Here is a 25,696-nt window from a genome sequence, read left to right on the forward strand (position 1 = left end):
CCTCCTCGTCAGCGTGCAGGCAAATACTTCAGCGGATCCACGGGGCGGCCCTGCTTGCGGATCTCGAAATGCACCTTGGGACGATCCGCGTCGGTGCTTCCGAGTTCTGCAATCTTCTGGCCTTTCGACACCGAATCGCCTTCCTTCACCAGCAGCTGCTGGTTATGCGCATAGGCTGTAAGGTAATTCGCATCGTGCTTGATGATGACCAGTTTTCCATAGCCGCGCAAGCCGCTTCCCGAGTACACCACCTTACCGCCCGCCGAGGCCACCACCGGATCCCCGGCCTTGCCGGCAATGTCGACGCCCTTGTTCGTGCTCTCATCGAACGTCTCGATCACCTGGCCGGAGGCCGGCCACAGCCACGCAGTGTTGCCCGGCGCCTTGTCCGGCTCCGGCGCAGCAGGGGGAGGCGTCGCAGGGGCGCTCGCGCGCGGATTCAGCGAGGCCCAAGCCTCGTCGCTATATGGCTGCTTGCCCCCGCGCGGTTCCTGCTTGAGGCCGCCCGCCGCCGGCGGCGCGGCTTCGCCCGGAGCCTTTACCGCCTGGACGTCGACCGGTTGCGTGATGGCGATCGGCTGCGCCACCGCGCCGGAGGTCGCACCGGCCGCAGCGGCAGGGCTCGCGGCCTGCGCAGCGCCGACCCGCAAGGCCTGACCGACATGAATCTGGTTAGGGTCCGCAAGGCCGTTCCAGGCGACCAGATCCTTCACCGTGACGCCATACTGCCGCGCAATCCCCAACAAGGTATCCCCGGGACGCACCACGTGCGTCGGAGCTTCGGCCTTCGGCACCGCACCGACGGCAGCCTCGGCCGCAGGCGGTGGCGTACCGTCCCTGACGGGGGCAGGCCGGGGGGCCGCACATCCCACGAGGACGGCGACCAGACCGCATAGCGTCAACCAGCGGTGCACAGGACCAAACTTCACTGAATCATTCATTCCGTACCAGTCAATAATGGGACGAACCGCACAGCTTCGAGGCGACTCTCCCTGAAAACATTCCCCTGCCGCTCGATCATCACGAGCCTTTGCTCCGCGCCTCCCACCGGCAGCATGAGCCGCCCGCCCGGGGCAAGCTGCTCCTTGAGTGACGCCGGCACGCTCGGCGCGGCAGCCGCAACAATAATCGTGTCATATGGCGCCGCCTCGGGCAAACCCATCGTGCCATCGGCACATTTCAGGCGCACGTTGGGCAGTCGCAGGGGCCGGAGATTCTCGCGCGCGACATCGAGCAAGGGCCGGATGCGCTCCACCGCATAGACCTCGGTGGCAACGAAGGACAACACCGCGGCCTGGTAGCCGCAACCGGCTCCGACCTCCAGCGTCCGCCCGAGTTCGCGGCCGGCGCGCAGCGTCTCGATCATCTTCGCCACCACGAAGGGCTGCGAAATGGTCTGCTGATAGCCGATGGGCAAGGCCGTGTCGTCATACGCGCTGTACGCCAGCCCCTCTTCCACGAAGGCGTGCCGCGGCACCTGCATCATCGCCGCGAGCACCTTTTCATCCCGGATGCCCTGGGCGCGCAAACGCTCCACCATGCGGCCCCGCGCACGTGTCGCGGCCTGGCCCGCATCCGGGCGGCGCAGGCTCATCGCGCCAGCCACTCCGAGACCCCCGACATCAGGTTGTAATGCGTCAGGTCGATCTGCAGCGGCGTGATCGAGACATAGCCTTCCGCCACAGCGTGGAAGTCGGTTCCTTCACCGGCGTCGGCAGCCTGGCCCGCGGGCCCGACCCAATACACCGTCTCGTTGCGCGGCGTGACGCTGCGGATGACCGGCTCGGCCTTGTGGCGCTTGCCCAGCCGCGTGATCCTGTGTCCGCGCAGTTCCTCGTACGGTCGATCCGGGACGTTCACATTGAGCAGCACGGGCTGCCGGAACGGCTCGCGCTGGAAACGCGCGGCGAGGTCCCGCGCCACCCGCGCCGCTGCGGAAAAATCGCTCGCCTGCTTGCTCACCAGGGAAATCGCGATCGACGGCACGCCGAGCAGGTAGCCCTCGGTGGCTGCCGCGACGGTACCCGAATACAGCGTATCGTCACCCATGTTGGCGCCGTGATTGACCCCCGACACGACCATGTCCGGCAGGTGATCGAGCATTCCGGTCACGGCAAGATGCACGCAGTCCGTGGGCGTTCCATTGACGAAATGGAACCCGTTGGCGGCACGGCGCAGCGACAGGGGGCGATCGAGGGTCAGCGAGTTGCTCGCGCCGCTGCGGTCGCGCTCGGGCGCCACGACGGTCACGTCCCCAACCTCGGCCAGGGCTGCCGCCAGGGCGGCGATGCCAGGAGCAAAATAACCGTCGTCGTTGCTGACCAGAATGCGCATGTTTTTTCCGTTCGGAGGGATACAAGCCACGACGCGAGGCCGGATGTATCGCAGAAGCGGCGAAGCATCTTAGCACACCGACACACCCTCGCCCGGCCACCCCGACGGAGTGCAGAAAAGCAAAAACCGGCCAGCGGCCGGTTCTTGTTTGAATTTATTGGTCGGGGCGGCGGGATTCGAACTCGCGACCCCTTGCACCCCATGCAAGTGCGCTACCAGGCTGCGCTACGCCCCGACACAAGCCGCCATTATAGCAGCACAAATGGAATTTGCCAGTACCGAATCACGCTTTCAGCACGGCGAGCGTCGCGACGATCTCCGCCCGCACGCCGGCAAGCGCTTCACGCAGCCGATCGGATTCCTCCGCCTCTTCCTGCTGATGGATTGCCGACTCGCCGAGCTTGTTGCGCGCACCCGAGATCGTGAAACCCTCGTCGTACAGGAGCTCTCGGATGCGACGCACCAGCAGCACTTCGTGATGCTGGTAGTAGCGGCGATTGCCGCGGCGCTTCACCGGCTTGAGCTGGGTGAACTCCTGCTCCCAGTAACGCAGCACATGAGGCTTCACCGCGCACAGCTCGCTCACCTCACCGATCGTGAAGTAGCGCTTGGCCGGAATCGGCGGCAGAGGCCCGGAGGCCTCGTTATGGCTGCTTGCCTGCATCGCTCAGCTGCTCCACGGCTGCCTTCAGCTTCTGACTGGCATGGAAGGTGACAACACGGCGGGCGGTGATCGGAATCTCCTCGCCCGTCTTCGGATTGCGTCCGGGCCGCTGCGGCTTGTCGCGCAACTGAAAGTTGCCGAACCCGGAGAGCTTCACCGACTCGCCCTTTTCGAGGGCCAGGCGAATCTCCTCAAAGAAGCCTTCCACCATATCCTTGGCTTCACGCTTGTTGAGGCCGACACGCTCGAACAGCATGTCGGCCAGCTCTGCTTTGGTCAGGGTTACGTTCATTCTGGGACTATCCACGCAAGCGGGCACCGAGCACAGTTTCAGCGTGACGCACAATCGCCGTGACTGCGGCATCCACCTCCGCATCCTCAAGCGTCCGCTGAGTATCTTGCATCAACACCCTGAACGCAAGGCTCTTTTTCCCCGGATCGATGCCCTTGCCATGGTACACATCAAAGAGTTCGACCGCCCTCACGATGGCCGGTGCGGACTCTTTCAGCACGTCGATGACGCGCGCCACCGGCAGCGCCTGCTCGACCACCAGCGCGAGGTCGCGGGTCACCGCGGGCTGCCGCGAGATCTCCGCATAAGCGGGCAGATCGGCGAGCAGCACGCCATCCATGTCGAGCTCGAACACCACCGGCGCAGTGCCCAGGTCATAACGCTGCACCCACACCGGATGCAGTTCGCCGACGACGCCGATGCGACGCCCGTCGAGCAGCACCGCCGCAGCGCGACCGGGATGGAGCGCGGGCTCCGAAACAGGCTCGAATTTCAGTGCGCGCGGGGCGAACAGCGCCTCGACGTCGCCCTTGACGTCGTAGAAATCGACATTACGCGTCGGCGCGCCCCACTGCTCGGGCAGCGCCGGCCCGGCCGCAAGACCGGCGACACGCACCGGCTGATGGAAGCCCGCGACGGGCTCGCCGTCCGCCTTGCGTTCGAAGCAGCGCCCGATCTCGAACACGCGCACGCGGTTCAGCTGGCGCTTGCGGTTCGCGACGAGGTTGCCGGCAAGCCCCGGAATGAGGCTGCTGCGCATCACGCTCATCTGGCTGGCGATCGGGTTGGCGAGCCGGATCGGCGTCTCGTTGGCACAAAAGTCGCGCTCCCATGCCTCTTCGACGAATGCGTAGTTGACGACCTCCTGGTAGTCGCGTCCGGCCAGCAGATGCCGGACATCCCAGGCGCTGCGGCCGGACTCGGAACGGTCCAGCATCGCCAGCCCTCCCTGCGGCGGCACCGCCGGGATATTGTCGTAACCATAGAGACGCGCGATCTCCTCGATCAGGTCCTCTTCGATCTCGATGTCGAAGCGGAAGGACGGAGGCACGACTAGCAGGTCCTCTCCCTCCCGGTGGACACCGAGGTGCACTCCATTGAGGAGTTTTTCGATCTCGGCGTCGTCGGGGCGGATGCCGAGCAGGCGGCGGGCGCGTGCCGGGCGCAGACGGACCGGCTTGCGCGCCGGCAGGTGTTCTTTCGACACCGCCTCGACCACCGGCCCCGCGGCGCCGCCGCAGATCTCGAGGATCAGCTGCGTCGCGCGCTCGATCGCGCTGGCCGCGAGCTCGAAGTCCACGCCACGCTCGAAGCGGTGCGACGCGTCGGACACGAAACCGTAGCTGCGCGCGCGTCCCGCGATCGCATCGGGCGCGAAGAACGCGCTCTCAAGGAACATGTCGGTGGTGTCGAGCGTGATCCCGCTGTCCTCCCCCCCCATGATTCCGGCGAGCGCCAGTGCACGCGCCTCGTCGGCGATCAGCAGGGTGTCGGCCGCCGGGGTGACGGTCTGCTCGTTGAGCAGCAGCACCTGTTCGCCCTCGCGCGGATAACGCACGTGAATGGCACCGGACAGGCGCGCATTGTCAAAGGCATGCAGGGGCTGACCGAGCTCGAGCATCACGTAGTTCGTGATGTCGACGAGGGCGCTGATCGAACGGATGCCGGAACGCTGCAGCCGCTGCTTCATCCAGTCCGGCGTCGGCGCCTTCGCATCGACGCCGCGCACGATGCGCCCGCAGTAGCGCGGGCACGCGGCCGGCGCATCGAGGACGATGGCGCGACGGTCGTCGATCGTCGCCGGAATCGTCACGACCAGCGGTGCCGACAAGGCCTGGCCGGTCAGCGCCGCAACCTCGCGTCCGACCCCGAGCAGACTCAGGCAATCCGAACGGTTGGGCGTGAGTTTGATCGTGAACAGCGTGTCGTCGAGCGCCAGGTAGTCGCGCAGGCTCGTGCCGATCGGCGCATCCGCCGGAAGATCCATCAGCCCGGCGTGATCTTCCGACAAGCCCAGCTCGCGCGCCGAGCACAGCATGCCGAAGGACTCCACGCCGCGAAGCTTGGCGGCCTTGATCTCGAATCCAGGCAGCTTCGCGCCGACGACGGCGCACGGGACCTTCATGCCGACGGCCGCATTGGGCGCACCGCAGACGATCTGCAGCAGCTCCCCCTGCCCGGCGTCGACCTTGCACAACTTCAGCTTGTCGGCATTGGGATGCTTGTCCGCCTCGACGATGCGGGCGACGACGACGCCCGTAAAGGGCGGCGCAACCGACGAGGATTCTTCCACCTCGAGGCCGGCCATCGTCAGGAGATGTCCGAGCGCCTCGCTGTCGAGCGGAGGATTGACGAGGCTCCGCAGCCACTGTTCCGAGAATTGCATGATTCGATTACCTGAATTGGCTCAAGAAGCGCAGGTCGCCTTCGAAGAACAGGCGCAGATCGTTGACGCCATAGCGCAGCATCGTGAGGCGATCCGGCCCCATGCCGAAGGCAAAGCCCGTGTAGCGTTCGGGATCGATGCCGCCGAAACGCAGCACGTTCGGATGCACCATGCCGCAGCCGGCGATCTCGAGCCAGCGCCCCTTGAGCGCGCCGCTCATGAAGGCGACGTCGATCTCGGCACTGGGCTCGGTGAAAGGGAAGAACGAGGGACGGAAGCGCACCTGCAGGTCTTCCGTTTCGAAGAACTTGCGCAGGAAGTCGGCGATCACGCCCTTGAGGTCGGCGAAGCTGACGTTCTCGCCGACCCACAGGCCTTCTACCTGATGGAACATCGGCGAATGCGTGGCGTCGGAATCGACGCGGTACACGCGGCCCGGCGCGATGATGCGCAGCTCGGGCATGTGTTCGGCCCCGGCATGGCGCGCGGCGTGATCGAGCATCGCGCGCACCTGCACGGGACTGGTATGCGTGCGCAACAGCACCTCGTCATTGCCTTCGAGGTAGAAGGTGTCGTGCATCGAACGCGCCGGGTGGTTTTCCGGCGTGTTGAGCGCGGTGAAGTTGTGCCAGTCGGTCTCGATCTCGGGGCCGTCGGCGACGACGAAGCCGATCGAGCGGAACAGCCCTTCGATGCGCTCCAGTGTGCGACTCACGGGGTGCAGACCGCCGACCGAGGTGCCGCGCCCGGGCAGCGTCACGTCGAGCGCTTCGGCGGCGAGCTGGGCGAGCAGGACGGCTTCGCGCAGGGCATTGCGGCGGGCTTCGAGCGCCGCCTCGATCGCGTCCTTGGCGCGGTTGATCTCGGCACCGGCTGCGCGGCGCTCTTCGGGCGCGAGTTTGCCGAGCCCCTTGAGCTGTTCGGTGAGCACGCCCGTCTTGCCGAGAAAGCGCGCCTTGGCCTGTTCTAGCTGGGCGCCGTCCGCTACCGCGGCGAACTCGGCCGCAGCCTGTTGAACGAGTTGATCGAGCTTATCCATTTGCTTGCCGTGGAAAATTCAGGAAAAAAAAAGGAGGCCAGGCCTCCTTTTTTCGTGCTGCGTTCGATTACGCAGCGAGTTTGGCCCGGGCCTGATCTGCGAGCGCCGCAAAAGCGGGCTTGTCGAACACAGCCAGGTCGGCCAGCACCTTGCGGTCCACTTCGATCGCAGCCTTCTTCAGGCCGTTCATGAAGGTGCTGTAGGTCAGGCCCACTTCACGCGCAGCGGCGTTGATACGGGCGATCCACAGGGCACGGAACTGGCGCTTGCGCTGACGACGGTCACGGTAAGCGTACTGACCGGCCTTCATCACCGCCTGTTTGGCGATGCGGTATACGTTCTTGCGGCGGCCGCGGTAACCCTTGGCCTGATCGAGAACCTTCTTGTGACGCGCGCGGGCGGTTACACCACGTTTAACTCGGGGCATGGCGGTCTCCTATCAAGCGTAAGGCAGCATGGCGCGGATCAGCTTCTCGTCGGCGGCGTGAACTTCCGTCATGCCGCGCAGCTGGCGCTTGCTCTTGGTGGTCTTCTTGGTAAGGATGTGGCGCTTGAACGCCTGGGACCGCTTGATCCCACCACTAGCGCGGACCTTGAACCGCTTGGCGGCTCCGCTCTTGGTCTTCATCTTCGGCATTGCTAACTCCAAAGTTTATGAATGACGTCAGGTAGCGTCGCCCTGCGGCGCATTTTCAACCCGACACCACTTGTTTTCCGGCGACCAACAATCGCCGGGGTTTGCCTCCCGCCCGAGGGAGGAAGGCAGATTCTTCGTCGCGATCAGCGATTCTTCTTGATCGGCGCGATGACCATCACCATCTGACGCCCTTCCATCTTGGGCATCTGCTCGACCTGGCCGTGCTCTTCCAGATCGGCCTTGATCCGCTCGAGCTGACGCAGACCGAATTCCTGGTGCGCCATTTCCCGACCGCGGAAACGCAGCGTCACCTTGCACTTGTCACCTTCTTCAAGGAAGCGCTTGAGGTTGCGCAACTTGATCTGGTAGTCGTTCTCGTCAGTCGCCGGGCGCAGCTTCACTTCCTTGATCTGCACCTGCTTCTGCTTGAGCTTGGCTTCGTGGGCCTTCTTCTGTTCCTGATACTTGAACTTGCCGAAGTCCATCACACGACAGACCGGGGGCTGCGCCATCGGCGCAATTTCGACAAGATCGAGGCCGGCTTCTTCTGCCGCCTCGAGAGCCGTTCTCAGGGAAACAATACCGATCGGTTCGCCGTCTTCACCGAGCAGACGAACTTCGGGCGCGCTGATCTCCTCATTGACGCGCTGCTTTTTTTCTTGAGCGATGGTTCAGTTCTCCACGAATGCCAAAAATCAAATCGAGGCCGACCGCGCTTGAATTTCGCGCTGCCAACGCTCGATCAGGGTATCGAGGGTCATCTGGCCAAGGTCTTGGCCCCCTCGGGCACGCACGGCAACGAGGCCTGCCGCCTTTTCCTTCTCGCCGACGACGATCTGGTAAGGCAGCTTGTGCACGCTATGTTCGCGGATTTTATAGGTAATCTTTTCGTTACGCAAATCCGCCTCGACCCGGAAACCCGCCTGCTTCAAGCGTTTTGTGACTTCCGTCGCATATTCCGACTGACCTTCGGAGATGTTCAGCACCACGGCCTGCACCGGCGAGAGCCACAGCGGCAGCGCGCCGGCGAAGTGCTCGATGAGAATGCCGATGAAGCGCTCGAGCGAGCCGAGGATCGCGCGGTGCAGCATCACCGGGAATTTCTTCGTGTTGTCCTCGGCGACATATTCGGCACCGAGACGCACGGGCAGATTGAAGTCGAGCTGCAGCGTGCCGCACTGCCACACGCGATTGAGGCAGTCCTTGAGCGAGAACTCGATCTTCGGCCCGTAGAAGGCGCCCTCGCCCGGCTGCAGCTCATAGGCGAGCCCTTGCGCATCGAGCGCCGCCGCGAGCGCTGCCTCGGCCGCATCCCACTGCTCGTCGGTTCCGACGCGCTTTTCCGGACGCGTGGACAGCTTGATCAGGATCTCGGTGAAGCCGAAATCGGCATAAACCTTCTGCAGCAGGCTGATGAAGGCCGCGGATTCCGCCTGCACCTGGTCCTCGGCGCAGAAGATGTGGGCATCGTCCTGCACGAAGTTGCGCACGCGCATGATGCCGTGCAAGGAGCCCGACGGTTCGTTGCGATGGCAGGAGCCGAACTCTGCCATGCGCAACGGCAGGTCGCGATAGCTCTTCAAACCCTGATTGAAGATCTGGATGTGGCACGGGCAGTTCATCGGCTTCACGGCGTAGTCGTGCTTTTCGGACTGCGTCGTGAACATGAGGTCGGAATACATACCCCAGTGACCGGACTTCTCCCACAGCGAGCGATCGACGATCTGGGGCGTCTTCACTTCCTGGTAGCCGTTTTCGAGGATGGTGCGGCGCATGTATTGCTCGACCTGCTGCCACAGCGTCCAGCCGTTGGCATGCCAGAACACCATGCCGGGCGCCTCTTCCTGCAGATGGAAGAGATCGAGCAGGCGTCCGAGCTTGCGATGGTCGCGCTTCTCGGCTTCCTCGAGCATGTGGAGATAGCTCTCGAGATCTTCCTTCTTCGCCCACGCGGTGCCATACACGCGCTGAAGCATCTCGTTCTTCGAATCGCCACGCCAGTAGGCGCCCGCAAGCTTGGTCAGCTTGAAGACCTTGAGCTTGCCCGTCGAGGGCACGTGCGGACCGCGGCACAGATCGATGAAATCGCCCTGGCGATAGAGCGAGACATCCTCGCCCTGCGGGATCGAGGCGATGATCTCGGCCTTGTAGTTCTCGCCCTGCGACTTGAAGAACTCGACCGCCTTGTCGCGCGACCATACTTCGCGCGCTACCGGGATCTCGCGCTTGGCGAGCTCGGCCATGCGCTTTTCGATGCTCTCGAGGTCTTCCGGCGTGAAGGGGCGCTTGTACGAGAAGTCGTAGTAGAAGCCGTTCTCGATCACGGGGCCGATCGTGACCTGTGCGTCCGGGAAAAGCTCCTTCACCGCATGCGCGAGCAGGTGGGCCGTCGAGTGGCGGATGATGTCGACGCCTTCTTCGCTCTTGTCGGTGACGATCGCCAAGGAGGCATCCCCTTCGATGCGATGCGAGAGGTCGACCAGCTTGCCGTCGACCTTGCCGGCAAGGGACGCCTTGGCGAGACCGGCACCGATCGATGCCGCGACGTCGAGCACGGTCACCGGATGGTCGAAGCTGCGTACGGAACCGTCAGGGAGCGTGATGTTCGGCATGATCTCTAGGCCTCGAAGGGGTGGCAATAAGCAGACGATGAAAAACGTGGACGAAAAAAAAGTGCGGACGGGCCGCACTTTTTTCCTGGAGCACTACAGCGGAGCCCGACTTTTCAGTTTCCGGCTTCAGTAGTAGTTCGGAAGATCATCTTCCTGCTCCATACGTTGGTAGGCGCGATTGGACTCGAACCAACGACCCCCACCATGTCAAGGTGGTGCTCTAACCAGCTGAGCTACGCGCCTGCTAAGAGCTGCGCATTATAGGCATCGATTCCTGCTTGCGCAACACCTTTCGCAAAAAATCTTTCGATACCACCCGCACCGCGCAAATCGGCGGCCGATCAGTGGCTGGTGCCCTCCTCGCGCGTGATCTTGTTCCAGACGTTGTACTTGCCGACCGGCTTCTTCATCGGCAGGCGCTTCACTTCCTCGAGCGTCTTCGCGTCATACACGATCAGCGCGCCGTCCATCTCCCACAGGCTGGCGAGTGCGTAACGGCCGTCGCGCGTGAATTCGATGTGCGCGAGCGTCTGGCCCGGGGCGGCCTTCAGTTCCTTGACGATCTCCAGCGTCTGCTTGTCGATGACCTGCAGGGTGTTCTTCGCCTCGCGGCTCATCATGGAATCGACGAAGGCGTAGCGGCTGTTCTCGTGGCTGCGCAGGAAGAAGCCGGGACCGCGGGTCGGGATGCGCTTCACGACGCTCCAGTCCTTGAGATCAATGACGGTGACTTCGGCGGCCTTCAGGTTGGTGCTGGCCATGACGCGCCGCCCCTGCCAATCCCAGGAGATGCCGGAACCGAGATGCGGCATGCCGTCAAGGGCGAGGTCGGCAATCTTGCGCCGGACGTCGAGATGCACGACCTGTCCGACGCCATCCCGCGAGGCCCCGAGGACGGTGGAGTAGTCCTGCGTGAAGAAGAAGTCGTCGAGGGGGTCGGCGAGCGTGGTGCGGCGGGGATTGAGGTAGCCGGGGACGAAGGCGCCTTCGCGGTACTTGAAGTCGTGCACGTAGCCGGTCGGGATCTCCTCGGCGTGGCGGTTGTAGCTGATCTCCCAGATCTCGGGAACGTCCTTGAGCGCCGCGACGAAGCTGTTGCGCGGGGTGGCTTCATAGACCGCGGACACGCGCGAACTCGTCTTGCCGTCGCGGTCGGTAACGGGGATCGATTTCAGCAGGTTGAGGTCCCCGTCGAGCAGCACCAGCGTATGCGGGAGGTAGTTGGCGACCGCAACGTGCTTGCCGTCGGGCGACACCGCGACGTTGCGCGTATTGATGCCGGCGCGGATCTCGGTGACGACCTTGAGGTTCCACAGGTCGTACTTGGTGATCCAGCCGTCCCGCGAGGCAAAGAACACGTAGCGGCCGTCGGCGGTGAACTTGGGTCCGCCGTGGAGCGCGTGTCGGCTCTGGAAGCGGTGAATGCGCTCGAGCTTGTCACCATCGAGGACCGACACGTGGTGGTCCCCGGTCTCGACGACGAGGAAGAGGTTCATCGGGTCGGCGTCGAACACCGGCTTCGCGGACAGCGTCGCGGGATCGACGTGGGCGATACGAGAGGCGCGAATGTCAGCCTCGCCCCAGGCGGGTGCGGGAACGACCGGCGTGTAGATCCACGAGACGAGCGCAGCGATCTGATCCTGCGGGATCAGCGCGCCGAACGGCGGCATCTGGGTGGCCGTCCGACCGTCGCGGACGACCGTGGCGGCCTCCTCCTTGCGCAGGCGAGCGAGGTTCTCGGGCAGGAGTGCGGGGCCTGTCGCGCCGAGGCGGTCGGGACCATGACAGGCAGCGCAGTGTTGCTGGTAGGTGGCTTGGGGGCTTTCGGCGGCGCGGGAGTCGGCGACGTGCAGCGCAAGGGCCGCACCGAAGAGGAAACCGGACAGGATCAGGGCTCGCCGCACGGGAAGCGGCAGGGTTTGCGTGGATTTCATGGAGGCCTCAAATCAGGAGGTGCGCCGGCGGGGAACAAAGGGGGTGGTGACGATGCGCTCGCCGCGGCTCTCCCCGGCCTCCAGGCCGATCTCCTGGTCGCTCAGGTAGCAGCCGGGATCCTCGGCCCACGCATTCCCGGTGATCTGCTGCGCGCGCACCCGTGAGCTGCCGTTGCAGATCTCGAGGTGGCGGCAGGCGCCGCAGCGCCCGGAAAGGACGCGCGGGTGCTGCTTGAGTCCGGCCATGAGGGGGTTCGAGAGGTCGCTCCAGATATCGGAGAACTTGCGCTCATGGACACTGCCGAGCGGAACGTGCCACCACATCGTGTCGGGATGGACGACACCCAGGTTGTCGATGTTGGCGACATTCACGCCGCTGGCGTTGCCGCCCCATTGCACGAGTTTGCCGCGGATGTGCTCGACGTGTTCCGGGAAGCGCCGGGCGACCCAGTGCAGCAGATAGACGCCATCGGCATCGTTGTTGCCGGTGACGAAGTCCTTCTCGATGCCACGCCGATGGAGGTCGAGGCAGGTTTCGAAGAGCAGGTCCATCGCATCGCGCGTGGTCTGGTGACGGGCGTCGTCGGCACGGTGCTTGTTGCCGCGGCCGGCGTAGTTGAGGTGGGAGAAGTAGAACTTGTCGATGCCCTCGTCCTCGACCAGACGCAGCAGCGCCGGCAGGTCGTGGGCGTTGTCCTCGGTCATCGTGTAGCGCACGCCGACCTTGATGCCGCGCGAGAGGCATAGGCGGATGCCGGCCATCGAGGCCTCGAAGGCGCCTTCGAGGCGGCGGAACTTGTCGTGTGTCGCGCCGATGCCGTCCAGGCTCACGCCGACGTAGTCGAAACCGGTGTCGGCGATCGCGCCGATGTTGCTGCCGTTGATCAGCGTGCCGTTGCTCGACAGGCCGACGTAGAAGCCCAGCGCCTTCGCGCGACGCCCGATCTCGAAGATGTCGGGACGCAGCAGCGGCTCGCCGCCGGACAGGATCAGCACCGGGACGCGGAAGGCCTTGAGGTCGTCCATGACGCGCAAGACGTCGTCGGTGGAGAGTTCGCCGGGAAAATCCTTGTCGGCCGATATTGAATAGCAGTGCTTGCAGGTGAGGTTGCAGCGTCGGATCAGGTTCCAGATGACCACCGGGCCGGGCGGATTGCGCCGCGGGGCGACGGGCGTCGGGTGGTCGAGTTCACGGATGAAGTGCGAGATGCGGAACATGGGACTCTCCTCAGTGCTGCCATTACAGCGAAGCGCAGCCTTGCGGGAAATGACGCCGGTCAAGGTCCGCGGACGGGCGGCGCCCCGTCCTGTCTTCACTCGGTGACGACGACAGCGCCCTTCATCTCGGGATGAGGTCCGCAGTGGTACTCGTAACGCCCGGCCTGCGGAAAGGCGCGGGACCATTTCTCGCCGGGAAAGAAGCGCTCGGATTCCTCGCCGCTGGCATCGAACGCCACGGAATGGCTGGTCCGCTTCTCGCGATTGATCCAGGTAACCGTGTCGCCTGCCCGGATTTCCACGACCGCCGGGCTGAACTTGTAATCCGCGATATTCACTTCGTGCTCGGCGGCGCACGCGATGTCGGCGAACCCGATCACGAGAAACACGCCTGCCTGCAAGGCCCGGTTGATTGGATGCACGATCATCCCTCGCAAAAGTCCGGTTGGAGAAGGCGGAAGCCGCCTTCCCCGGCGAACGGGGAAAGGCGGCTTCCGGGCCGGCGCATGTGAGCGCGCCTTACTTCGCGACGGTGATATCGGCGTTCGCGTCGATGCCGAGCTTGTAGCCGAGGGAAACGTGGTGGAAGCGACCGGCTGCGCTGTCGTCGTGGATGGCGAAGCCGAAGTTGTACGTCTTGCCCGATTCGAGCGCGACGTCGCCTTCCCCGCCTGCCAGCTTGCGCGCGAAGACGACCGTCCAGGTGTCGCCCTCGAGCTTCCCGTCCGCGCTCACGAGCGCCTGGCCGCCTTCCATCACGCGCTTGTCCGCGACGTAGCCGTTGAAGCCTTTCTTCTCTCCGCTGCGCCACTGGTACAGGTCGTAGAACTTGCCTTCGGCCAGCGATCCGCCCTTCACATATTTCAGCTTCGTGTCCGCGGCACTCGGCATGGTGCGCGAGTCGATGTGGCAGGTGGACCAGCAGCCGCCGAGATCGGCCAGTTCGACCTTGCCGCCGGCTTCGAGCATGAAGGCGACCTTGACCGGATTCTTCGCGTCCATCTTGGCGCCGCCGGATGCGGGCGGCTGCTTCCAGGAGAAGCGCACGTAGAGGTTGTCGGCGTCACGAGCGGCCTGCACCTTGACGGGAATCGAAGGCGCCTTGCCGGCGATCGGCGTCGGTTCGATCTTCTGACCGCTGGCCATCTTCTTGCCCATGTCGGCCGTTTCCGAATGGTGGCAGTCGGCGCACGTTTCACCCTTCTTCATGCCGCGCGCACCACCGTGCTCCGTTCCCTTGGTGATCCACTCGATCGGGGATACGCCCGGATAGAACACGGTGATGTCCTTCGCGGGAACCTTGCCCCAGTCGGGAGCCGCCGCCATTGCCGCACCTGTGGCGCCAGTCAGGATTGCGCCGACAACGCCGGCAATTATCGTTTTCTTCATCGTCGATTCCTCAGTTGATTCAGTCGGAGGCCTGCATGCGTGGCTTACAGGTCGTCTTCCTCAGTCATCCCTTCGGGTTTCGTGTGCGCGATGCCCTTGTGGCAGTCGATGCAGGTCATGTTGTCCTCGCGCGCCATCTCGTGCTGCTTGCGCGCCCGCTGCTTCTGCGAGTCCGCATTCATGCTCTCGAGGCTGTGGCAGTTGCGGCACTCGCGCGAGTCCGCGGCCTTCATGCGCTTCCACTCGTTGCGCGCCAGCTCGAGGCGCTTGGCCGCAAACTTCTCGGGCGTATCGATGGTGCCGGTCAGCTTGCCCCAGACTTCCTTCGAGGCCTGCACCTTGCGGATCATCTTGTGCGTCCAGTCCTTCGGCACGTGGCAGTCGGGGCAGGTCGCACGCACGCCGGTGCGGTTCGTGTAGTGGATGGTCTTCTTGTATTCCTGGTAGACGTTGTCATGCATCTCATGGCACGAAATGCAGAACGCCTCCGTGTTGGTCGCCTCGAGGACGGTGTTGAAACCGCCCCAGAAGAGCACGCCGATCGCGAACCCCACGATCAGGAGCCCCCCGAATGAATACTTCGAGCTCGGGCGGCACAACGAAGCCCAGAAGCCTCTCCGTCCTTCCGGCTGCTTGTCGTCTCTTTCTGTCATGACACTTCCTTCTCCCTTCCCGGCCCCCGCGCACGAAGCGCGGGGGGGCCAATCAGGCGACCGGCGAACCGATCAATAAACGTCGTGCATCGTGTTGAAGACGTTGAACTTGCCGGTCGGCGTCACGATTGCCGGGTCGGTGATGACCTTCTTCAGCTTGAGGGTCTTGTCGTCGTAGATCACAATCGCCGACTGGTCGGTCTTGCCGCCCCACAGGGAGATCCAGACTTCGTTGCCCGCTTCGTTGAACTCCGGGTGCGTCGCGCGGCGGATCGCCTTGCTTTCCGGCAGGCCCGAATCCTTGGCGACGTCCAGTCGCGTCGGCGTCTTGCCGAGATCCTTCAGGTCATACACATAGACCGACTCGGCGATTTCGCGCTCGGGGTTCATCGGCGCATCCGCCCACAGGTGCGTGGACTTCGGATGCGTCTTGACGAACAGGTTGCCCGCGCCCGGCATCTTCAGCTCCTGCACGACCTTCCAGTTCTTGTCCTTGTACTTGGCGTGCTTGGGATTGTCCGAAGCCGTCGAGATCACCGAGATCACGTCCGCGCCCAGGTGGCCCGTGGTCCACACCGGCCCGAATTGCGGGTGCATGAAGTTCGCGCCGCGACCGGGGTGCGGGATCTTGGCCGTGTCGATCAGGCCCGCGAGCTTGCCGGTCTTGGTGTCAACCGCGGCGACCTTGTTCGACGCGTTGGCTGCGACCATGAAGTAGCGCTTGGACATGTCCCAGCCGCCGTCATGCAGGAACTTGGCGGATTCGATCGTCGTGGTCTTCAGGTTCTTGATGTCGGTGTAGTCGACGAGCATGATCTGCCCCGTCTCCTTAACGTTCACGACCCACTCGGGCTTGACCATCGACGCGACGATGGAGGCAACGCGCGGTTCGGGGTGGTACTCGCCGTCGACCGTCTGGCCGCGGGTGGAGACGATCTTGATCGGCTCCAGCGTTTCGCCGTCCATGATCGAGTACTGGGGCGGCCAGTAGGTGCCGCCGATCAGGTACTTGTCCTCGTAGCCCTTGAACTTCGACGTATCGACCGAGCGCGCATCCGAACCGAGTCGCACCGTCGCGACCGTCTTCGGTTCCTCGTACCACATGTCGATGATGGTGGTGAGACCGTCGCGACCGACCGTATAGACGTAGCGGCCCGATGCCGACAGCCTCGAGATGTGCACCGCGTAGCCGGTGTCGAGCACCTTCCAGATCTTGTGGGTGTCGCCATCGATCAGCGCGAGCTTGCCGGCGTCGCGCAGCGTCACCGCGAAGACGTTCTTCAGGTTGATGTTGTTCATCTGCTTCTTGGGACGCTCGGCAACCGGAACGAGGAGCTTCCAGCTGTTCTTCATGTCCTGCAGCGAGAACTCGGGCGGCACATCCGGCGTCTGCTGGATGTAACGCGCCATCATGTTGATTTCTTCCTTGGTCAGGATGTCGTCGTAATTGACCATCCCGCCTTCAGTACCGTAGGAGATGATCTTCTCGAGGCGGTCGGTGCCGAGCCTGAGCGTGCCGCCTTCGGTCTTCGTGCCGTCGGCCGCGGTCTTGGTCCAGTGCGGTTCGAGGTTCTTGCCGGTCGCACCCTTGCGCAGCACGCCGTGGCAGCCGGCGCAGCGCTCGAAGTAGATCTGCTTGGCCTTCGCCTTTTCGTCGGCGGTCATTTCCGGAGCCGATTGCGCCCACGCCGCGCCGACCGCCATCGGCAGCAACGCCAGAGCCAGGGTCTTTCCGATCCAATTGTGGTTTTGCACCTTTCTCTCCTTAAGCGACACTGAATGTCAAACAACTGGCGCGGAGTATTGACCTGATGACTTTGGGGTTCTTTGATGTGTCTTAAATTTCCCCAGACGGTAAGTGGATATATGTATTTGACATGCGCAGCGATGCTGCTCCGACCAAAGGCCGGAGCAATCATGACGGCATGAAGCCGCGCGGAGGAAGAGTCGATCAGCCTGCGTCGCGGATGCGCAGGCCGGTCTTCTTCAGGATCGCCGAGGAGAAGAGCACGTCGCGGGCGCGACATGCGGAGGGGAAGAGCGACTCGAGGTGGGCCGCGATCTCGTCGAGCTGATCGCGCACCGCCTCGTGGCTGCGACCATGCACCATCGCGAACAGGTTGTACGGCCAATCGGGCAGGCGGCGGGGGCGGCGATAGCAGTGAGTGACCGCCGGAAGGCTGCCCAGCCATTCGCCCACCACGTCGATCGCTTCGTCGCGGATGTCCCACACGCTCATGCCATTGGCCGTGTAGCCGATCGCGTAGTGGTTCGGCACGGCCCCGATTCTGCGGATCACCCCTCGTTCCAGCATCGAACCGATCCGCGCAAGCAGGTCCTCGGGCGACACACCGAGTTCAGCGGCGACCGCGCCCCAGGGATCGGGAACCAGCGGCAGGCCGCCCTGGGTTGCGACGATGATGCGGCGTTCAAGGTCGTCGGCGATCACGGGCCTCATGCCTCCAGCTTCATTTCGACGAAGTACTCGCGCTCCTTCGGGAAGAGGAACACCGGCAGTCCCGTCGCTGCCTCGATGCGGCGCGCACACTCGGCAATGCCGTCCGGACGCTCGGTGGCAAGCACGAACCACATGTTGAGCGCGTGCTCGCGCCGGTAGTTGTGGGCAACTTCGGGGAACCCGTTGACCTGTGCGGCCACGTGCTCGAAGGCCGCTTCCGAGACGCTCATCGCCGCGAGGCAGAAGGCGCCGCCGATACGTTCGATCTGGAACATCGGACCGAAGCGCGTCAGCACGCGCGCGTCGAGCAGGCGCTGCACGCGGGCGAGGACGGTCTCTTGCGGGAGCCCCAGGCGCAGTCCGACTTCGGCAAAGGGTTGCCGGGACAGGGGGAAGTCCCCCTGCAAGGCGTTGATCAGCGCGCGATCGATGTCGTCGAGCACGGCGGGTGCCTCGGCGGGCGCGCGACGGCCGCTCATTTGCCCGTATCCGGGAGGTAGCAGGCGCCCGTCTGCTTGAAACGGCGACAGCTGAAAAGCACCTCGTGCGCCCATCGGTCGAGCCCGAGGCGAGCCGCGATATCGTCACGCGCCGCACGCACGGCCTCCTGCGAGCGACCGTGAATCATGCAGAAGAGGTTGTAGCGCCACGCCGGCAGCGCCCGGCGGCGCCGATAGCAGAGGGTGACTACGGACTCCGCGGCCAAGAGCCGGCCGATCCCGCTCACCGCCTCGTCCGGGACGTCCCACACGCACATCGCATTGGCGCGGAAACCGAGCTCGTGATGGCGCACCACGATGCCGAACCGCTTGACCATGCCCTCGTGGAGCCAGCGCTCTATGAGCTCGAGCGTCATTGCCTCGCTGATCCCCGCCTTGCGGCCCAGCGCATCGAAAGGACGGGGCTCCAGCGGCAATCCTTCCTGAAGTGCCCGCATCAGGGACTGCTCCAGGCCCGGCAAGGCACAGGCGGCCTCGGGGACAGGGACCGGGGGCGAGCCTGCCACCCTGTCGACCGCACGCCCGTTGCTTCCCCTCAGGTCGAAGCCGAGGTCGATGTGGAACTCCTCTTCCAGCGGCAGCACGATCACGGGACAGCCGGTCTCGCTGTCGATGCGGGCGACGATCTCCTCGAGCCGCGCCGACGACGCGGCGGTGATGACGAACCAGAGGTTGTAGGCGTGCTCGCGCTGGTAATTGTGGTTCACCTCGGCGATGGCGCTCACCCGCGCGGCGATCTCGTCGAGGCGCCCCACCGGCGCCGCGAGGGCCGCAAGGGCGCTCGCCCCGATGCGGCGCGGCGCGAACACCGCCCCTACACGGCTGACGACACCCGAGGCCTGCCAGGCACGCAGCGCGTCCAGCGTCTGCTCCTCCCCCAGACCGCATTCCGCCCCGATCCTCGCGAATGGTCGCGACACGAGCGGGAATTCGCGCTGGTAGTCGTTCAGGAGACGGAAGCTCGACGCGCCGATCGTCGTATCGGGAACGCCTGCGGTGGCGAGATCGCCCGTTCGCACCCCATGACAACTCATACTCAGAACCCTGTGCGGAACGCGCGGCTGGTGAAGAAGATCCCGCTGGGACTCGCGGCCGGCAACTCCGCGAGCTTGCGTCGCGTGCCCGTATCGTAGATCGCGACCTTGTTGTCGTCCCGCGCCGAGATCCACACCGCCTCGCCCTTGGGCGTGAACTCCAGGTGCAGGATCGCCCGTCCCGGCTGCAGGGTATCGACGAGGCTGTTGTTGAACGTATCGATGACCTGCATCCAGCCGTTGTCCGGGAACGCGAAATTCACCCACACCTCGCGTCCGTCCGGCCGCGCCATCACGAACACCGGCTGGCTCTTCACCGGAATGCGCGCGACCTCCTTCCAGCTTCCGAGCTCGACGACGAGCACCTCGTGGCGGCCGATCGCCGGCAGATAGGCGCGCCCCGCCGCCACCGCCCAGCCCCGCAGGTGGGGCATCTTGTAGACTGGAAGGGCCTGCTCGCCTCGCCCGTAGCCGGGCAGGATGGTGCGCACCCCCTGCGCCGGCTGCCACAGATCCAGCATCGACAACCCATCCTCGCCGAAGAGCCCCGCGATGTAGTAACGGCCGTCAGGCGTCACGAGGGCGTCGTACGGCTGCTTTCCTGCAGGATAGCGCTGCGTCTTCGGATTCCTGGGATCCGACAGGTCGGTGACGCGGATCTCGTTCCCGTCGAACAGCGAATAGACGAAGCGATTGCCCGGCAGATCCGCCAGCCCCACGACCTTCGAGCGCTTGCCTTCGGTGCCATAGTCGGCCGGCACGTCGGCCACGAGCTCCAGCGTATCCGCGTCGAAGGCCTTGATGCCGCCCGGCTCGTAGTTCTGCGCCACTACCAGGCGCCCGTCCTGGGAGACCGCTCCGCCAATCGAGTTGCCCGCCTGCACGACGCGTTTTGCGATGGCGGCGGTCAGCAGGTCGACCTTCGTCAGCCCGCCATCCCGCCCGAACACGTACGCGTAACGGCCATCGCGCGAGAACACCACCGACGCGTGCGACAGGTCGCCCAGCCCGGACACCTGCGCCAGCGACTTGCGCCCGGACGTCTCGATCACCTGCACCTGCCCCGTCGCGCGCTCGATCACCACACCCAGGTCCCCGGTGCCGCGCAGGACCGGCTGCGGAGTCGCGCACGCCGACAGCAGCAACAGCGGGACGGTCCACCACATGTATTTAACGATCAGGTGCAGCATACGATCCTCATCTCATGACGGGCTGCCGGCGACTCGCAGACGCCCTCAGCGCGCGGCCCCTTGATCCGCCGGGAATCCTTCGGAAAGCCGATCCACGATCCACGCCGCCTCCTCTTCCACGACGATGCCGCGGAACGGGGGCATCGGCGTACCGGGCCGCCCCCCGAGGATCGTCGCTATGAGGCTCTCACGGGGCTTGTCGCGGAGGGCCGGGGGAGTCAGCGCAGGCCCCAGCCCGCCCTGCAGCGTCAGCCCATGGCACGAACCACAGTCCTGGCGCACCAGATGCACGAGCTCGCGGACGCGCTCGGGCTGCACCTGCGGCAACGCATCCTGCGCGCTGGCCGGCGATGCTGCAGCGACGGCAATAGAAGCCAGGAAAACGTTCCGATACCTCCCATGCGCCACGCCGCCACCTCCTCAAGGTTGATCGCCCGCCCCGTGCGTCTCGCGGCGAATGCGCGAAGCCGAACCGCAAACGGCGAGACAAGTATCGAGACGCATCATCTTGCGCTCCTTGATATCGGTTAATTTCCCCGGCGGCGAGTAGGGATACAGTGTCGGCGCTTGACAGCTGAATTGCCACACAAGAACCAGCCGCGCTGGTACGGCCGCGCGGCGTCCTGGAGAGCCATCCATGAGCATGCACAATCGCGTCCCTGACCCGAGGCAGTGCAGCGCGGGCGACGCATCGCGCCCGACCGGCAAGGTGTATCTGGTGGGAGCCGGCCCCGGCGACCCTGAATTGCTCACACTCAAGGCGGCCCGCCTGATCGGCAGCGCAAAGGTGGTCGTGTATGACCACCTCGTCGGCGACGGCGTCCTCGAGCTGGTCAACCGCAACGCCCGCCTGATCTATGTCGGCAAGGAAGCAGGCAATCATTCTCTCCCGCAGGACCAGATCAACGACCTGCTGGTCGAGCTCGCCAGCACGGGCCTCGACGTCGTGCGCCTCAAGGGCGGGGACCCCTTCATGTTCGGCCGCGGCGGCGAAGAGATGGAGGAACTGCTCGAACATGGCATCACGTGCGAAGTCGTGCCGGGCATCACGGCCGCCTGCGGCATCTCCGCCTGTACCGGCATGCCGCTCACCCATCGCGATCATGCTCGGTCCGTGATCTTCACCACCGGACACCTCAAGGACGGCACCGTGAACCTCGACTGGCCGGCCCTTGCGCGCCCCAACCAGACAGTCGTGATCTACATGGGCTTGGGCGCGCTCGACATCATCTGCCGGCAACTTATCGCCCACAAGCTTCCCGGCGACACCCCTGCAGCGGTCGTGCATGCCGGCACGACGGCCCGGCAGGTCGTCCTCGCCGACCGGCTCGACCGGCTCGCAGAATCCGTCAAGCAGGCAGGACTCAAGTCGCCGGCGTTGATAATGATCGGATCGATCGTCTCGCTTCACGCACTGCTCGGCACGGAACGGCAAACGGAAGAACTTGCGCTGACGGCATGAATACCCGTCAGCAACGTACTTGGAAAAATCCCGCGTCCAAGTGTTTTCTTGAAAGGAGATAGGTCATGAGCATGAAGAGTAACTGGATCACCGGAGTATTCCTGGTCGCCAGCCTGCCGCTGGCCATCTCCCAGGCCTTCGCGCAGGGCACGGACAAGCACGTGGAAGATACCGAGGCCAAATACCACGCTGGCGGCTCGCCGATCGCCGACATCGATCTGTACAAGGACACCAACCCCGACGCGCCGAAAATGAGCAAGGCCGAGTTCGACAAGGCCCGCAACATCTACTTCCAGCGCTGTGCGGGCTGTCACGGCGTGCTGCGCAAGGGGGCGACCGGTAAGCCGCTCACTCCCGACATCACGCTGCCGCGTGGCACGGAATACCTCAAGGTCTTCATCAAGTACGGCTCGCCTGCCGGCATGCCCAACTGGGGCACCTCGGGTGAACTCACCGACGACGAAGTCGACCTCATGGCCCGCTACATCCAGCAGACCGCTCCCACGCCGCCCGAATTCGGCATGGCGGAAATGAAGCAGACGTGGAAAGTCATCGTCCCGCCGGCGCAACGGCCGACGAAAAAGATGAACAACTACAACATCGCCAACATCTTCTCGACCACTTTGCGCGACAGCGGCGAAGTGGCGTTGATCGACGGCGACACGAAGAAGATCATCAACATCGTCAAGACCGGCTACGCGGTACACATCTCCCGCATTTCCGCCTCGGGTCGCTATCTCTTCGTGATCGGCCGCGATGCACGCGTCAACATGATCGACCTGTGGATGGAGAAACCCGACAACGTCGCCGAAATCCGTATCGGCCTCGAAGCACGCTCGGTCGACACGTCGAAATTCAAGGGTTACGAAGACAAGCTCGCCATCGCCGGCGCCTACTGGCCGCCCCAGTTCGTCATCATGAACGGCGACACGCTCGAGCCGCTGAAGATCGTATCGACACGCGGCCTCACCGTCGACACGCAGGAATACCATCCGGAACCGCGCGTGGCCTCCATCGTCGCATCGCACTTCAAGCCCGAGTTCGTCGTGAACGTGAAGGAAACGGGCAAGACCCTGATGGTGGACTACTCCGACATCACCAACCTGAAGATGACCGAGATCGGCTCCGCACGTTTCCTGCACGATGGCGGCTGGGACTCGTCGAAGCGCTACTTCATGGTGGCGGCGAACCAGTCGAACAAGATCGCCGCGATCGACGCCAAGGAAGGCAAGCTCGCCGGCATGGTCGAAGTGGGCAAGATCCCGCACCCGGGACGCGGCGCCAACTTCGTCCATCCGAAGTACGGCCCGGTTTGGGCGACCGGCCACCTCGGCGACGAGTCGATCGCGCTGGTCGGCACCGACCCGAAGAACCACAAGCAGTACGCCTGGAAGCTGGTCGAAAACCTGAAGAGCCAGGGCGGCGGTTCCCTGTTCATCAAGACGCACCCGAAGTCCAAGCACCTGTACGTCGACAACCCGCTGCATCCCGAGGCCAAGGTCAGCCAGTCGGTCGCCGTGTATGACCTGAAGAACCTGCAGGCCGGCTACAAGGTCCTGCCGATCGGCGATTGGGCCGGCTTGAAGGACGATGGAGCCAAACGCGTGGTGCAGCCCGAGTACAACAAGGCGGGCGACGAGGTGTGGTTCTCGGTATGGTCGGCGAAGGATAAGGAGTCGGCGATCGTCGTCGTCGATGACAAGACCCTGGAGCTGAAGACCGTGATCAAGGATCCCAAGCTGATCACGCCGACCGGCCACTTCAACGTGTACAACACGCAGCACGACGTCTACTGAGCGCCCCGGGGCGGCCCAGCCGCCTCGGCCAACAACACCGACGGCCAGCCTCGCGCTGGCCGTTTCGCTCTACGCAGGCCCTTACTTCTTCAGGCGCGAAACGACGAACAGGATCACGATCGCGCCGATGACCGAGCCGACGAAGCCGGCAGGCTGGCCCGGGCGATAGAGCCCGAGAAACTGGCCGCCGTAGCCCGCAAGCATCGCGCCGCCAATCCCGAGCAGCGTCGTCATGATGATGCCGAGGCCGTCCCTCCCCGGATGCAGCAGGCGGGCAAGCAAGCCGACGATGAAACCGATGACGATGGTGGCGATCAGGGACATCCGGATACCTCCCTATGTGTGAGCCGCCGGCCAGGCGGCGAGAAATTCCTTCCAGTGCGGCGCATCGATGCGCGCGAGCGACTGGCGTACGACATCCAGCTCCGCCTCATACGCCGCCGTGTCGAGCTGGCCGCGCATGCGCTGGAAACCGAGATACACGAGATAGGTATTCACCACATCGGTCTCGCAGTAGTCGCGAATCTCGGCAATCCGTCCCTCCTGCCAGGCCGGCCACACTGCCGAACCGTCCATCCCGAGCTTGCCCGGGAAGCCCATCAGCTTGGCGAGCTCATCCAGCGGCGCGTTCGCGCGCGGCTGGTACATCGCCAGCAGATCCATCAGGTCGAGATGCCGGCTGTGATACCGACCGATGTAGTTGTTCCACTTGAAATCGCGCGAGTCGTGATAATCCCCCTCACCCTGATCCCAGTAGCGCGGAGCGGACACCCCATGTCGCAGCCCGCGGTAGTGCAGTACCGGCAGGTCGAACCCGCCGCCGTTCCACGACACGATCTGAGGCGTGTAGCGCTCGATGCCGTCGAAGAAGCGCTGGATGATCTCCCCCTCGCCGCTGTCTGGCTCCGACAGCGAAAACACGCGGAACTGGTTCCCATCGCGCAACGCGCAGGAGATCGTCACCACACGCTGCAGGTGATGCTGCAGGAAATCGCTCCCGCCCGCCGCGCGACGTTGCTGGAACGCGAACTCGGCGACCTCGTAGTCGCTCAAGTCCTCGGGCAGGCCGTTGAGCACACGGATGCCGGCCACATCCGGAATGGTTTCGATATCGAATACGAGCACCGGCATCCGCGAGTCTCCAGAAAGATCGTCAGCCGGGGAATACGCCCGTCGACAGATAACGGTCGCCGCGATCGCACACGATCGAGACGATCACGGCATTCTCCAGCCTGGCGGCAAGCCGCACCGCCACGTGCATCGCCCCACCCGACGAAATGCCTGCGAAGATACCCTCTTCGCGCGCAAGCCGCCGCGTCATTTCCTCGGCATCGGCCTGGCTCACGTACTCCAGCGCATCCACGCGCGGCTTCTCGTAGATGCGCGGCAGATACGCCTCGGGCCACTTGCGGATGCCGGGGATCTGCGAGCCCTCCTCGGGCTGGCAGCCGATGATGCTGATCGAAGGCTTCCTTTCCTTCAGGAAGCGCGAGCAACCCATGATCGTGCCCGTCGTTCCCATGCTGCTGACGAAGTGGGTGATACGTCCGCCCGTCTGTTCCCAGATCTCCGGTCCGGTCGCCTCGTAGTGCGCCAAGGGATTGTCCGGATTGGCAAACTGGTCGAGGATGATGCCCTTGCCCTCGTCGCGCATGCGCTCGGCGACGTCGCGCGCCATCTCCATGCCCCCCTCGCGCGGCGTCAGCACCAACTCGGCGCCGAAGGCGCGCATCGTCTGGCGACGCTCCACGCTCTGGTTCTCGGGCATGACCAGGATCATGCGATAGCCGCGGATTGCGGCTGCCATGGCCAGCGCGATGCCGGTGTTGCCGCTCGTCGCCTCGATCAGCGTATCGCCGGGGCGGATGTCGCCGCGCCGCTCGGCATGCACGATCATCGACAATGCCGGGCGGTCCTTCACCGAGCCGGCCGGGTTGTTGCCTTCGAGCTTGGCCAGGATCACGTTGTTGCGCCCCGCCCCGATGCGCTGCAGGCGCACCAGCGGAGTCTGACCCACATAATCGTCGAGCGTCTTGAAATCCATCTTGCCTTGTTCCGGAATGGTTGGTCCGCCCCGATCTTAAGCCGCCGCCCCCCG

General features: G+C 64.4%; 27 protein-coding genes and 2 tRNA genes. 2 read left to right on the forward strand and 27 right to left on the reverse strand.

Features of this window, described 5'->3' with window-relative positions:
- Nucleotides 1–8: 8 nt before the first annotated feature.
- From U5817_RS20045 to U5817_RS20160, 24 genes are all read right to left on the reverse strand, one after another.
- Nucleotides 9–941: a peptidoglycan DD-metalloendopeptidase family protein gene (locus tag U5817_RS20045; protein WP_407278558.1), complete on the reverse strand. Its 933-nt coding sequence runs from the start codon at nt 939–941 to the stop codon at nt 9–11.
- A complete protein-coding gene (locus U5817_RS20050) occupies nt 938–1,594 on the reverse strand; it encodes a protein-L-isoaspartate(D-aspartate) O-methyltransferase (protein ID WP_169125896.1) in 657 nt (218 codons plus the stop codon). The genes U5817_RS20045 and U5817_RS20050 overlap by 4 nt, the downstream gene beginning before the upstream one ends.
- Nucleotides 1,591–2,334 carry a 5'/3'-nucleotidase SurE gene (gene surE, locus U5817_RS20055; RefSeq protein ID WP_169125897.1) on the reverse strand — a complete coding sequence of 248 codons (744 nt, stop codon included), beginning with the start codon at nt 2,332–2,334 and terminating at the stop codon, nt 1,591–1,593. Before surE ends, U5817_RS20050 begins: the two co-directional genes overlap by 4 nt.
- 158 nt (nt 2,335–2,492) lie before the next feature.
- A tRNA-Pro gene (locus U5817_RS20060) sits at nt 2,493–2,569 on the reverse strand.
- 48 nt (nt 2,570–2,617) lie between these two features.
- Nucleotides 2,618–2,998: a MerR family transcriptional regulator gene (locus U5817_RS20065; protein WP_169125898.1), complete on the reverse strand. Its 381-nt coding sequence runs from the start codon at nt 2,996–2,998 to the stop codon at nt 2,618–2,620.
- Nucleotides 2,979–3,290, reverse strand: coding sequence for an integration host factor subunit alpha (locus U5817_RS20070; RefSeq protein ID WP_076602264.1), 312 nt, complete (start codon nt 3,288–3,290; stop codon nt 2,979–2,981). Before U5817_RS20070 ends, U5817_RS20065 begins: the two co-directional genes overlap by 20 nt.
- Before the next feature lie 7 nt (nt 3,291–3,297).
- Nucleotides 3,298–5,676: a phenylalanine--tRNA ligase subunit beta gene (gene pheT, locus U5817_RS20075; RefSeq protein ID WP_407278560.1), complete on the reverse strand. Its 2,379-nt coding sequence runs from the start codon at nt 5,674–5,676 to the stop codon at nt 3,298–3,300.
- Nucleotides 5,677–5,683: 7 nt separating this feature from the next.
- Nucleotides 5,684–6,715, reverse strand: a complete 1,032-nt coding sequence (gene pheS / locus U5817_RS20080) for a phenylalanine--tRNA ligase subunit alpha (RefSeq protein WP_407278561.1) — start codon at nt 6,713–6,715, stop codon at nt 5,684–5,686.
- 67 nt (nt 6,716–6,782) lie between these two features.
- Nucleotides 6,783–7,142 carry a 50S ribosomal protein L20 gene (gene rplT / locus U5817_RS20085; protein ID WP_018988925.1) on the reverse strand — a complete coding sequence of 120 codons (360 nt, stop codon included), beginning with the start codon at nt 7,140–7,142 and terminating at the stop codon, nt 6,783–6,785.
- Nucleotides 7,143–7,154: 12 nt separating this feature from the next.
- The gene (rpmI, locus tag U5817_RS20090) at nt 7,155–7,352 is read right to left on the reverse strand and encodes a 50S ribosomal protein L35 (RefSeq protein WP_015437124.1); all 198 of its coding nucleotides are present in this window, start codon (nt 7,350–7,352) and stop codon (nt 7,155–7,157) included.
- A 143-nt stretch (nt 7,353–7,495) separates the two neighbouring features.
- Nucleotides 7,496–8,020 (reverse strand): translation initiation factor IF-3, encoded by a 525-nt coding sequence (gene infC, locus U5817_RS20095; RefSeq protein WP_169125992.1) that lies wholly within the window; start codon nt 8,018–8,020, stop codon nt 7,496–7,498.
- 27 nt (nt 8,021–8,047) lie between these two features.
- Nucleotides 8,048–9,964 (reverse strand): threonine--tRNA ligase, encoded by a 1,917-nt coding sequence (gene thrS, locus U5817_RS20100; RefSeq protein ID WP_407278562.1) that lies wholly within the window; start codon nt 9,962–9,964, stop codon nt 8,048–8,050.
- Between the two features lie 166 nt (nt 9,965–10,130).
- A tRNA-Val gene (locus U5817_RS20105) sits at nt 10,131–10,207 on the reverse strand.
- 98 nt (nt 10,208–10,305) lie between these two features.
- Nucleotides 10,306–11,898 (reverse strand): cytochrome D1 domain-containing protein, encoded by a 1,593-nt coding sequence (locus tag U5817_RS20110; RefSeq protein ID WP_407278563.1) that lies wholly within the window; start codon nt 11,896–11,898, stop codon nt 10,306–10,308.
- Between the two features lie 12 nt (nt 11,899–11,910).
- Nucleotides 11,911–13,116, reverse strand: a complete 1,206-nt coding sequence (nirJ, locus tag U5817_RS20115; protein ID WP_407278564.1) for a heme d1 biosynthesis radical SAM protein NirJ — start codon at nt 13,114–13,116, stop codon at nt 11,911–11,913.
- 95 nt (nt 13,117–13,211) lie between these two features.
- Nucleotides 13,212–13,544, reverse strand: coding sequence for a plastocyanin/azurin family copper-binding protein (locus U5817_RS20120; RefSeq protein WP_169125904.1), 333 nt, complete (start codon nt 13,542–13,544; stop codon nt 13,212–13,214).
- Between the two features lie 91 nt (nt 13,545–13,635).
- The gene (locus tag U5817_RS20125) at nt 13,636–14,505 is read right to left on the reverse strand and encodes an ethylbenzene dehydrogenase-related protein (protein WP_169125905.1); all 870 of its coding nucleotides are present in this window, start codon (nt 14,503–14,505) and stop codon (nt 13,636–13,638) included.
- 44 nt (nt 14,506–14,549) lie between these two features.
- A complete protein-coding gene (locus U5817_RS20130; protein WP_169125906.1) occupies nt 14,550–15,158 on the reverse strand; it encodes a NapC/NirT family cytochrome c in 609 nt (202 codons plus the stop codon).
- Between the two features lie 72 nt (nt 15,159–15,230).
- A complete protein-coding gene (locus U5817_RS20135) occupies nt 15,231–16,913 on the reverse strand; it encodes a nitrite reductase (RefSeq protein WP_169125907.1) in 1,683 nt (560 codons plus the stop codon).
- Nucleotides 16,914–17,109: 196 nt separating this feature from the next.
- Entirely contained in the window at nt 17,110–17,616 is a 507-nt protein-coding gene (locus U5817_RS20140) for an Lrp/AsnC family transcriptional regulator (protein WP_169125908.1), read from the reverse strand.
- Nucleotides 17,613–18,095 carry an Lrp/AsnC family transcriptional regulator gene (locus tag U5817_RS20145; RefSeq protein WP_407278565.1) on the reverse strand — a complete coding sequence of 161 codons (483 nt, stop codon included), beginning with the start codon at nt 18,093–18,095 and terminating at the stop codon, nt 17,613–17,615. The genes U5817_RS20140 and U5817_RS20145 overlap by 4 nt, the downstream gene beginning before the upstream one ends.
- Nucleotides 18,092–19,150 (reverse strand): Lrp/AsnC family transcriptional regulator, encoded by a 1,059-nt coding sequence (locus U5817_RS20150; protein WP_407278566.1) that lies wholly within the window; start codon nt 19,148–19,150, stop codon nt 18,092–18,094. Before U5817_RS20150 ends, U5817_RS20145 begins: the two co-directional genes overlap by 4 nt.
- Nucleotides 19,151–19,152: 2 nt before the next feature.
- On the reverse strand, nt 19,153–20,340 hold the full coding sequence (locus tag U5817_RS20155) for a cytochrome D1 domain-containing protein (protein WP_407278567.1): 1,188 nt from the start codon (nt 20,338–20,340) through the stop codon (nt 19,153–19,155).
- Nucleotides 20,341–20,385: 45 nt separating this feature from the next.
- On the reverse strand, nt 20,386–20,709 hold the full coding sequence (locus tag U5817_RS20160) for a c-type cytochrome (RefSeq protein ID WP_407281107.1): 324 nt from the start codon (nt 20,707–20,709) through the stop codon (nt 20,386–20,388).
- Nucleotides 20,710–20,983: 274 nt separating this feature from the next.
- Here U5817_RS20160 and cobA point away from each other — a divergent pair, with 274 nt between their 5' ends.
- Together cobA and U5817_RS20170 are read left to right on the forward strand one after the other, a co-directional pair.
- Complete coding sequence (gene cobA / locus U5817_RS20165; RefSeq protein WP_407281108.1) at nt 20,984–21,802, forward strand: uroporphyrinogen-III C-methyltransferase; 819 nt, start codon at nt 20,984–20,986, stop codon at nt 21,800–21,802.
- A gap of 71 nt (nt 21,803–21,873) precedes the next feature.
- On the forward strand, nt 21,874–23,598 hold the full coding sequence (locus tag U5817_RS20170; protein WP_407281110.1) for a cytochrome D1 domain-containing protein: 1,725 nt from the start codon (nt 21,874–21,876) through the stop codon (nt 23,596–23,598).
- 81 nt (nt 23,599–23,679) lie between these two features.
- On the opposite strand, the gene U5817_RS20175 is transcribed toward U5817_RS20170, so the two are convergent.
- Genes U5817_RS20175 through cysM form a run of 3 tightly spaced genes read right to left on the reverse strand, consistent with a single transcriptional unit; the run spans nt 23,680 to nt 25,642 of the window.
- A complete protein-coding gene (locus U5817_RS20175) occupies nt 23,680–23,922 on the reverse strand; it encodes a GlsB/YeaQ/YmgE family stress response membrane protein (protein ID WP_169207845.1) in 243 nt (80 codons plus the stop codon).
- Between the two features lie 12 nt (nt 23,923–23,934).
- Nucleotides 23,935–24,729, reverse strand: a complete 795-nt coding sequence (locus U5817_RS20180) for a 3'-5' exonuclease (protein WP_407278568.1) — start codon at nt 24,727–24,729, stop codon at nt 23,935–23,937.
- 22 nt (nt 24,730–24,751) lie between these two features.
- A complete protein-coding gene (cysM, locus tag U5817_RS20185; protein WP_169125916.1) occupies nt 24,752–25,642 on the reverse strand; it encodes a cysteine synthase CysM in 891 nt (296 codons plus the stop codon).
- Nucleotides 25,643–25,696 lie beyond the last annotated feature (54 nt).

The organism is Aromatoleum evansii (assembly GCF_045689615.1).
GTDB classification, from domain to species: Bacteria; Pseudomonadota; Gammaproteobacteria; order Burkholderiales; family Rhodocyclaceae; genus Aromatoleum; species Aromatoleum evansii.